General features: G+C 74.2%; 1 protein-coding gene. It reads right to left on the minus strand.

All coding sequences use genetic code 11. From position 1 onward, the window contains the following. Nucleotides 1-23: 23 nt before the first annotated feature. Nucleotides 24-11,195 (minus strand): type I polyketide synthase, encoded by an 11,172-nt coding sequence (locus tag ABZ370_RS09245; RefSeq protein WP_358618503.1) that lies wholly within the window; start codon nt 11,193-11,195, stop codon nt 24-26. Nucleotides 11,196-11,249: the final 54 nt, after the last annotated feature.

Raw genomic sequence — 11,249 nt, forward strand, 5'->3', positions numbered from 1 at the left:
GGCGGGCGGGGCGGGGAGCCGGGTTACGACTCGCCCAGCTCTTCGTCGATGAGGGCGAACACCTCGTCCTGGGAGGCCGTGTCCAGCCCCCAGTCCGTCGCGGGCTCGCGTGTCACGACCGATGCCGGGCTCACCCGGCGCAGCAGCTTCTCCAGCCACTCCGCGACGTCGTTGCGGGCCGGGTCGTCGTCGGCGAGCGTGGCCAGGGTGACGTCCAGCCGGTTCAGGTCGGACATCACGGCACTGGTCTCGGTCGCGTCCCCGCACAGCTCGCCGTGGAGGTAGGCGACCAGGTCACCGGCGGTCGGGTAGTCGTAGATCAGACCGGCCGGGAGTTTGCGGCCGACCGCCCCGCCCAGCCGGTTGCGGATCTCCACGGCGGTGACCGAGTCCAGGCCGAGTTCCCAGAAGGGGCGGTTCAGCGGGACGGATTCGGGGGTGTCGTGGCCCAGGACCGCGGCCGCGTTCGTACGGACCACCTCGCGCAGCAGTCGCTCCTGCTCCGCGCGGCCGAGCCCGGCCAGGCGCTCGGTCAGCTCCGGCCCGGCCTCGCCGGACCCGGCGGTGGCCGTGGCCGACTCCCGGATGCGGCGGACCTCGGCGAGGTCGTGCAGCAGCGGGCTGGGCCGGGCGGCGGTGTAGGCGAGGTAGAAGCGGTCCCAGTCGATGTCCGCGACGACCACGAAGGTGTCATCGCCGTCAAGGGCCTGACGCAGCGCCAGCAGCGCGCGCTCGGGGGACATGACCGGGACGCCGTGCCTGCGGCGCAGGTCGGCGACGGCCTCCTTCTCCGCCATGCCGCCCTGGGCCCAGGCGCCCCACCCGATGGAGGTGGCCACCTGGCCGTGGGCCCGGCGGTGCCAGGCCAGCGCGTCGAGGTAGGCGTTGCCGGGCGCGTAGTTCGCCTGTCCCGCGGCCCCGAAGGTGCCCGCGGTGGAGGAGAACAGCACGAACGCCGACAGGTCCAGTGCGGCGGTCAGCTCGTGCAGGTTCCAGGCGGCCCCGGCCTTCGACCGCAGTGCGGCGTCCGCGCGCTCCACGGTCAGCGAGTCCAGGGGCCCGTCGTCCAGCGCCGCGGCGGTGTGGAAGACGGCGGTGAGCGGCAGTTCGTCCGGGATGGTGGCCATCGCGGCCTCCAGCGCGGTCCGGTCTCCGGCGTCGCAGGCGAGGAGGGTGGCGCGCGCACCGGCCTGCTCCAGGTCGGCCAGCAGTTCCCCGGCTCCTTCGGCGTCCGGTCCGCTCCGGCTCAGCAGCAGCAGATGCGGGGCGCCCCGGGAGGCCAGCCAGCGGGCGACATGGCCGCCGATGGCGCCGGTGCCGCCGGTTATCAGGGTGGTGCCGGTGGGGGTCCACTCCCGCCCGGGCGCGGTGGGCGCGGGGGTGCGGGCCAGCCTCCGGGCCAGCACGCCGGAGGCCCGTACGGCGAGCTGGTCCTCGCCGGACGCTCCCGTCAGCAGCCCGCAGAGCCGGTCCACGGACCGCTCGTCGAGCTGGGCCGGGTGGTCGATCAGACCGCCCCAGCGGGCCGGGTGTTCCTGGGCGGCCACCCGGCCGAGCCCCCAGACCAGAGCCTGCGCCGGGCTGACGGCGGCCTCGTCGGCCCCGGTCGCCACCGCGCCGCTGGTGACGCACCACAGCGGGGCCGTGACCTCGGCGGCCTCCAGGGCCTGGCACAGCGTCAGGGTGTGGGCGAGGCCCCTGGGCACGGTCGGGTGGGCGGGGTGCGGCCGTTCGTCCCAGGCGCCCAGCGAGAGCACACCGGCGGCCTGCTCGTCCCCGGATGCCCGCCGCAGCTCGTCGGCGAGGGTGTCGGGCCGGTCCGCGGCGACCACCACGGGCAGGGCGCGCCCGCCCCGGCGCTCGATGCCCTCGGTCAGCGCGGCCACCCGGGGGTCGTCCTCGAACCCATCGGGTACGGCCAGCAGCCAGCCGCCGGTCAGCGGGGCCGGTGCGGCGTCCGGGACCGGCGACCACTGGATTCCGTAGCGCCACGCGTCGATGGTGGAGTGCTCGATCCGCTGCTGGTGCCACTGCGACAGCGCGGGCAGCACCTCGGTCAGCGAGGTGCGTACGGACGTGTCCTCGATGCCGAGGGCCGACGCCAGGCTCTCCGGGTCGCGCTGGTCGACCGCGGACCAGAAGGCGTCCTCGGCGGCGGTGCCGGTGCGGACCGCCTCCGGCTCCGCCGGGGCGTCCAGCCAGTAGCGCTGCCGGTGGAAGGCGTAGGTCGGCAGGTCCACGGTCCGGCCGCCGTCGAACGCGAGGGCCCAGTCCACCGGGACACCGGCCACGAACAGCTCCGCGAGCGCGGTCAGCAGCCGGTCCCGGCCGCCCTCGTCGCGGCGCAGCGTGCCGGTGACGGCGATCTCGCCGGGCTGGTCGTCGAGGGTTTCCGACATGCCCGTGGTCAGCACCGGGTGCGGGCTCACCTCGACGTACACATCGTGGCCGTCGGCCGCCAGGGCGCGGGTGACCTGCTCGAACCGCACGGGCTCGCGCAGATTGCGGTACCAGTACTCGGCGTCCGCGGCGGTGTCCAGGAGTGTGCCGGTGACGGCGGAGTACATGGGCGGGTCCGCCGGACCGGGCACGACCGGCTCGGCCAGCTGGAGCAGGGGCTCGCGGAGCCGTTCGACCTGCGGGGTGTGCGAGGCGTAGTCGACGGGGACCCGGCGGGCCCGTACCCCCTCGCGCTCGCAATGCTCCATCAGCTCGTCCAGTGCCCCGGCCTCACCGGCGACGACGGTGGAGCGCGGCCCGTTCACGGTGGCGACGCAGATCCGCTCGCCCCACGGCTCCAGCAGCTTCTCGACCGCCGTGAGCGGCTGGGCGAGCGAGACCATGCCGCCCTGCCCGGCGAGTTCCCGGGCGATGAGACGGCTGCGCAGGGCCACGACGCGGGCGGCGTCGGCGACCGGCAGCACCCCCGAGACGGCGGCTGCCGCCAGTTCGCCCTGGGAGTGCCCCACCACGGCGGACGGCTCGACGCCGTGCGCGCGCCAGACGTGGGCCAGGGACACCATCACCGCCCACAGCACCGGCTGCACCACGTCGACCCGGTCCAGGGAGGGCGCGTCGGGCTCGCCGCGCAGCACGCCGAGCGGGGACCAGTCGATGTGCGGGCGCAGGGCGTCGGCGCATGCCTGGAGCTGTTCGGCGAAGGCCGGGGAGGTGTCGAGGAGTTCCGTCGCCATCCCGGCCCACTGGGAGCCCTGGCCGGGGAAGACGAAGACGGTCTTGGCGCGCGGGGCCGCGAGGCCCTGGACCAGTCCGGCGGCTGGTTCGCCGCCGCTCAGCGCGCTCAGGCGGCGCAGGAACTCCTCCCGGGTCCGCCCGATGACCACGGCGCGGTGCTCGAAGGTGGCGCGGGTGGTGAGCAGGGAGCGGGCGACGTCCGCCGGGGCCAGGGCGGGGTCCGCGGACACCCGCGCGTGGAGGCGGGCGGCCTGGTCGCGCAGGCTGTCGGCGTTCTTGGCCGAGATCACCCACGGCACGGGGGCGTCGGCCACCGGGGCGGTGGCGTTCTCCGGCTCGGGCTCCGGCTCGGGTGCGGCCTGTTCCAGGATGACGTGCGCGTTCGTACCGCTGATGCCGAACGAGGACACGGCGGCGCGCCGGGCCCGCCCGGTCTCCGGCCAGGGGAGGCTGTCGGCGGCGAGCCGCAGTCCGCCGTCCGACCATTCGATGTGCGAGCTGGGCCGCTCGACGTGCAGGGTGCGGGGCACGGTGCCGTGGCGCAGGGCCAGCACCGCCTTGATGACCCCGGCGACACCCGCCGCGCCCTGGGTGTGGCCGATGTTCGACTTCACCGAGCCCAGCAGCAACGGGCGGTCGGCGGGCCGGTCCTGGCCGTAGGTGGCTTGCAGGGCCTGCGCCTCGATCGGGTCGCCGAGTGAGGTGCCGGTGCCGTGCGCCTCCACGACGTCCACCTCCGAGGGGCCCAGGCCCGCGTTGGCCAGGGCCTGGCGGATCACCCGCTGCTGCGCGGGGCCGCTGGGGGCGGTGAGGCCGTTGGACGCGCCGTCCTGGTTGAGCGCGGAGCCGCGGAGCAGTGCCAGCACCCGGTGCCCGTTGCGCCGGGCGTCGGAGAGGCGCTCGATGACCAGCATGCCGACGCCCTCGGAGAAGCCCATGCCGTCGGCCTCGGCGCCGAAGGCCTTGCAGCGGCCGTCGAGGGCGAGGCCGCCGATCCGGCTGAACTCGATCATCGGCCGTGGCGTGGACATCACGGTCGCGCCGCCCGCCACCGCGAGGGTGCACTCGCCCTGCCGGACGGCCTGGGCGGCCAGGTGCAGGGCCACCATCGAGGACGAGCAGGCCGTGTCCACGGTGATGGCGGGGCCTTCGAGGCCGAGGGTGTAGGCGATCCGGCCGGAGGCGACGCTGTTGGCGCTGCCGTTGCCGAGATAGCCCTCGAAGCCGCTGAGCAGCCGGGGGAACCGGGAGGCGTAGTCGTTGTAGATGAGCCCGGCGAAGATGCCGGTCGAGGTGGAGCGCAGTGTGGTGGGGTCGATGCCCGCGCGTTCGAAGGCTTCCCAGGTGGTCTCCAGCAGCAGCCGCTGCTGGGGGTCGGTGGCCAGTGCCTCACGGGGCGAGATGCCGAAGAACTCGGGGTCGAAGTCGGCCATGTCGTGCAGGAATCCGCCGACTCGGGCGTAGGGGGAATCCGGTGACGCGGGGTCGCCCAGGTCGTCGACGTTCCAGCCACGGTCGGTGGGGTACGCGCCGGTGGCGTCCTGGCCCTCGGTGAGCAGTCGCCACAGGTCCTCGGGCGAGCTGACGCCACCGGGGAAGCGGCAGCTCATCCCCACGATCGCGATCGGATCGTCATCCCCGGCCACCGATGCCCCAACCGGCGCCACCTGCGCCGCACTCCGCACCGGCCCGCCACTCTCGACACCCAGCCGGTCACCCAGTTCCGCCGCAAGCGCGGCCGGAGTCGGATAGTCGAAAACCGCCGTCACCGGAAGCCGCAACCCGGTGGCCGTACCCAGCCGGTTGCGCAGCTCCACCGCCGTCAGCGAATCGAACCCCACATCCTTGAACGCCCGGTCCGCCGACACCGACTGGGCACCCTCATGCCCCAGCACCACCGCCGCCTGAGCACGCACCAACTCCGTCAACTCACGGCCACGCTCCACCGCGGACAACGCCGCCAACCGCTCCGCCAGCCCACCCCCAACGGGCGCGTTCGCCGCCGCACGCCGCCCGGAGACCCGCACCAGAGAACGGAACAACGGAGCAGGATCACCCTGCTTACGCAACGCCGCCACATCGAGCCGAATCGGCACCACAAGCGCACGCGGACCCCGCACCGCCGCATCGAAGAGAGCCAAACCCTCCTCCGCCGACAACGCCCGAACCCCACTACGACCCATCCGCTCCAGATCGGCCCGGCTCAGCTCACCCGTCATCGCACTGCGATCCGCCCACAGACCCCACGCAAGGGACTGACCCGGCAGGCCCAGGGTCTGCCGGTGCCGGGCGAGGGCGTCGAGGAAGGCGTTGGCCGCGGCGTAGCCGCCCTGTCCGGCGGCGCCGAGGATGCCCGCGGCGGAGGAGAACAGTGCGAAGAGCGACAGGTCCCGGCCACGGGTGAGTTCGTGGAGGTGCCAGGCGGCGTCCAGCTTGGGACGCAGTACGGCGTCGAGCCGCTCCGGGGTGAGCCCGAGGAGCACTCCGTCGTCCAGCGCACCGGCCGCGTGGACGACGCCCCGCAGCCCGGGCAGCTCGTCCAGCAGCCCCGCGAGTGCGTCGCGGTCGGCGGCGTCGCAGGCCACCACGCGTGCCACAGCGCCGAGTTCGGCCAGCTCGGCCACCAGATCCGCGGCGCCGGGGGCGTCCGCACCCCGACGGCTGGTCAGCACCAGGTCGGTGACGCCGTGGTGGGTGGCCAGATGGCGGGCGACGGCGGAGCCGATGACGCCGGTGCCGCCCGTGATCAGCACGGTGCCGTCGAGCGCCGCGGGCGGGGTGGTGAGGACCACCTTGCCGGTGTGGCGGGCCTGGCTGAGGTGGCGGAAGGCCTGCGGTGCCCGGCGGGTGTCCCACGCGGTGACCGGCAGCGGGGCCAGCGCACCCCGCTCGAACAGCTCGGCGAGGTGGGTGAGCATCTCCCCGAGGCGGTCGGCCCCGGCCTCGTTCAGGTCGAAGGCGCGGTAGGTGACGCCGGGGCGGGCCGCGGCCACCTCCTCCGCGTCACGGATATCGGTCTTGCCCATCTCGACGAACCGGCCGCCGCGCGGCAGCAGTTCCAGCGAGGCGTCGACGAACTCCCGCGCCAGCGAGTTGAGGACGACATCGACGCCCCGGCCACCAGTCGCGTCCCGGAAGCGGTCGGCGAACTCCACCGTCCGCGACGAGGCGATCCGCTCCGCCGCGACCCCGGCGCCACGCACCACCGGCCACTTCGGCTCACTCGCCGTCGCGTACACCTCCACACCCAAATGGCGCGCGAGCTGCACAGCGGCCATCCCCACACCACCGGCCGCCGCGTGCACCAGCAGCGACTCGCCCTCGCGCACACCCGCCAGGTCCACCAGCGCGTAGTAAGCGGTCAGGAACACCGCGGGCACCGACGCCGCCTCGGCGAACGACCAGCCACCGGGCAGCGGGACGATCATGCGGCTGTCGGCCACCGCCAGCGGACCTGCGTACGCACCCGAGAGCAGTCCCATCACCGGGTCGCCGACGGCGACATCGGTGACCCCGGAACCGACCTCGACCACCACACCCGCGCCCTCGCAGCCGAAGAGCGCTTCGGTGTTCGGGACGACGCCGAGGGCGACCAGCACATCGCGGAAGTTGACGCCCGTGGCGCGGACCTCCACCCGCACCTGGCCCGCCTCCAACGGCGCCTCGGCCGCAGGGCAGACGGCCAGGCTCAGCCCCTCCAGCGTCCCCGCCGTGTCCAGGTCCAGGCCCCAGGCTCCGGGGGTGCCGGGCAGGGCGAGCGTCCCGGTGTCGGACCGCGGGACCCGGACCAGCCGGGGCACCGACGCGGCGCCCGCGCGGATGACGGCTTCCGTCTCTCCCGTGGCGGCCGCGGCGGCCACCGCGGCGGGCAGCGCCGACCGCGACGCCGGGGTGGTGTCCAGGTCGAGCTGGAGGATTCGGCCCGGGTGCTCGGTGGCGGCCGAGCGCAGCAGTCCCCGTACGGCGGACTGCGCCAGGTCGGCCCGTTCGCCCGGCGCCACGGCGATCGCGCCGTGCGTCACCGGGGCCAGCCGGACGGCTTCCAGCTCCTCGTGGCCGAGCCACTCCTGAACCACGCCGAGCACGGTGGCCAGCGACTCCCGGCTCACGGCGGGAAGGTCGGCGCCGTCTCCGTCCGGGCAGTCGCCCGCTCCGTCCGGGCACGGCAGCAGCACCGTCTCCGGCACCGGCTCTCCGGCGCGTACGGCAGCAAGCACCGCGGCGACGTCCGGGTAGCGGGGCGCGTCGAGGCCGGGCAGGGCGTCGCCCAGGACCGCGAGCCGCTGCTCGGTTCCGGGCTCGGCGGGCAGCGGAGCCCACGTCACCTCGTACATCGAGTCCGCCGAGGGACCGGCGACCGCGTCGGCGGTGAGGGGACGCGAGGTGAGCTGGTCGATGGTGAGGACCGGCAGCCCGGTGTGGTCGGTCATCAGCACCGAGATGGCGTCGGCGCCGACGGGGGTCACCCGGACCCGGGCGCTGGTGGCGCCGGTGGCGTGCACGCGGACGCCGCTGAACGAGAACGGCAGCATGCGCTCGCCCTCGCCCCGCAGCAGCGTCACCAGGCGGGTCTGCAGCGCGGCGTCGGCCAGGGCGGGGTGTACGCCGTATCGGGCGGCCTCGCTCGCCCCGGGTTCGTCCAGCCCGATGTCGGCGAAGAGTTCGTCCCCGCGGCGCCACACGGCGCGTACGCCCTGGAACGCCGGTCCGTAGGAGTATCCGGAGGTGGCGAGCCGCTCGTAGAAGTCTTCGGTCGGCACGGCGACCGCGTCGGCGGGCGGCCAGGTGGCGTCCGCCGTGGCGGGCGCTTCGGCGGGCGCGGCGCTCAGCGCGCCTGCCGCGTGGCTGGTCCACTCCGCGTCGCCGTCCTGGTCGGGGCGGTGCGGCCGGGAGTGCAGGCGGACGGCGCGACGGCCCAGCTCGTCCGGGGCGTCGACGCCGACCTGGATGTCGACGGCGGTGCCGTCGGCGGGCAGGACCAGCGGTGCGTGCAGGACGAGTTCGTCGAGGTGGTCGCTGCCGGTGGCGTCACCGGCGCTCAGCACGAGTTCCAGCACGGCCGCGCCCGGCAGCAATATCTGCCCCAGCACGGCGTGGTCGGCGAGCCACGGGTGCGTCGTGGTGGAGAGGCGGCCGGTGAACACCTGGCCGTCGCCCTCGGCCAGCCGGACCCCGGCGGCGAGCAGCGGATGGCCCACGACCGACAGTCCGGCCGCGGCGACATCGCCGACGCCGCCGGTGTTCCGCAGCCAGTAGTGGTCGCGCTGGAAGGCGTAGGTGGGCAAGTCCACGGAGGCGGGGGCTCCGCCGAAGACCGCCTTCCAGTCGGCGTCGACGCCCCGGACCCACAGCTCCGCGAGCGAGGTCAGGAACCTCCGGGTGCCGCCCTCGCCGTTCCGCAGCGTGCCCACGGCGACGATGTCGGCATCGGCGGTGTGGCCGGTCTCCTGCATCGCCCCGGCGAGTACGGGGTGCGGGCTGACCTCCAGGAACACCCGGTCACCCGCGTCCAGCAACGCCGAGACGGTGTCCTGGAACAGCACCCGCTCCCGCAGATTGCGATACCAGTACTCGGCATCCAGGGACTCCCCCGCCACCGGCCCGGCAGTCACCGTCGAGTACATCGGAATATCGGCAGAACGCGGCGCGATCGGCGCCGCCAGCTCCAGCAACCGCTCCCGGATCTGCTCCACGTGCGGCGTGTGCGACGCATAGTCCACCGCGACCCGCCGCGCCCGCAGCCCGGCCTCCTCCGCCGCCGCCATCACCTCGTCCAGCGCGCCGGGGGCACCGGCGACGACCGTGGCGGCCGGGCCGTTGACGGTCGCGATCCACACCTCGGCGCGGTCCGCCAGGAGTTCGCCGACCCGTTCGGCGGAGGCGGCCACGGAGACCATGCCGCCCTGACCGGCCAGCGCCCCGGCGATGACCTGGCTGCGCAGGGCCACCAGCCGCGCCCCGTCCTCCAACGACAGCGCACCGGCCACACAGGCGGCCGCGATCTCGCCCTGCGAATGGCCGATCACGGCCGAGGGCCGGACACCGACCGAACGCCAGACCTCAGCCAGGGACACCATCACCGCCCACAACACCGGCTGCACCACATCAACCCGCTCCAGCGCATCCCCGCTCCGCAACACATCGAGCAGATCCCACTCGATATGCGGCGCCAGCGCCTCCCCACACCGCACCAACGCATCAGTGAACGCAGGCGACACATCCAGCAGCTCGGAGGCCATCCCCACCCACTGCGAACCCTGACCGGGGAAGACGAACACCACACCGGAAGCACCACCGGAGACCACACCACCGACCACATGGCCCGCCGGCTCACCCGCCGCCACAGCCTCCAGACCGCTCAAAAACCCCTCACGACCATCGGCCACCACCACCGCCCGATGCTCCAGACCCGCCCGAGCCGACGCCAAAGACCAGCCCACATCAGCAGGGCTCAGCCCCTCACACCCGGCCACGAACTCCCGCAGCCGTGTGCCCTGGCCCCGCAGTCCGGCCGCCGAACGGCCCGACACCGGCCAGGGGAGAGCGCCCGCGAGGGCCGCCGGGGCGGGGGCCTCCGGGGCGGTCTTCCGCTCGTCCGCCGGGGCCTGCTCGTCCGCCGGGGCCTGTTCGAGGATCACATGGGCGTTCGTACCGCTGACGCCGAACGAGGACACCGCGGCACGCCGCGCCCGACCGGCCTCCGGCCAGGCAGAGTTCTCCCGTGCCAACTCCACCGCACCCGCCGACCAGTCCACATGCGGCGTCGGCTCATCGACATGCAACGTGGCAGGCACCGTGCCGTGCCGCATCGCCATCACCATCTTGATCACACCGGCGACTCCGGCCGCCGCCTGCGTGTGGCCGACGTTGGACTTCACCGAGCCCAGCAGCAGCGGCTGGTCCCCGGGGCGGTCCTGGCCGTAGGTCGCCAGCAGCGCCTGCGCCTCGATCGGGTCACCCAGCGACGTACCGGTGCCATGCGCCTCCACCGCGTCCACCACGGTGGCGGACACTCCGGCGTCGGCCAGCGCCTGCCGGATCACCCGCTGCTGCGCGGGGCCGTTCGGCGCGGTGAGACCACTGGACGCGCCGTCCTGGTTCACGGCGCTGCCCCGCACGACCGCCAGCACCGGGTGGCCGTTGCGCACCGCGTCCGACAGCCGCTCCACCAGCAGCAGCCCGACGCCCTCGGCCGCGGCCATGCCGTCCGCCGAGGCGGCGAACGCCTTGCACCGGCCGTCGCGGGACAGGCCCTGCTGCTTGCTGAACTCCGTGAACAGGTCGGGCGTCGACATCACGGCGACACCTCCGGCCAGCGCGAGCGAGCACTCGCCCTGCCGCAGCGACCGCACGGCCAGGTGCAGCGCCACCAGCGACGACGAGCACGCCGTGTCCACGGTGAGCGCCGGGCCCTCCAGCCCGAAGGTGTACGCGATACGGCCCGAGGCCACGCTGCCCGCGACGCCCGTCATGGCGTGGCCCTCGACCTCCTCCGGGATGGCGGGCAGCCTGCTGCCGTAGTCACGGAAGCTGGACCCGACGAACACGCCGGTCCTGCTGCCACGCAGCGACTCCGGGTTGATTCCGGAGCGCTCGAACAGTTCCCAGGAGGTTTCCAGCAGCAGCCGCTGCTGCGGGTCCATCGCGAGGGCCTCGCGCGGCGAGATCCCGAAGAACGAGGCGTCGAACTCGCCCGCGTCGTGCAGGAATCCGCCCTTGGCCACATAGGACGTGCCCGGCCGCTCGCCCGTGGCGTCGACCAGGTCCGCGACGTCCCAGCCGCGGTCGGCCGGGAAGTCGGAGATCCCGTCCCCGCCGCCCGAGACCAGCTCCCACAGCTCCTCGGGCGACGTGACGCCACCCGGGTAGCGACAGCTCATGGCGACGATGGCCACCGGCTCGCTGTCCGCCGACTCCACGGCCCGCAGACGCGACCGCGTCTCCTGGAGTTCCGCGGTGACCCGGGTCAGGAAATGGCGGAGCTTTTTGACGTCATCCATGTGCGTTTGCCCCTGGTAGTGGGTCGGAAGTGGGCGTGCGGGTGCCGCGCGAGT

The organism is Streptomyces sp. NPDC005962 (assembly GCF_040629205.1).
Lineage (GTDB): Bacteria > Actinomycetota > Actinomycetes > Streptomycetales > Streptomycetaceae > Streptomyces.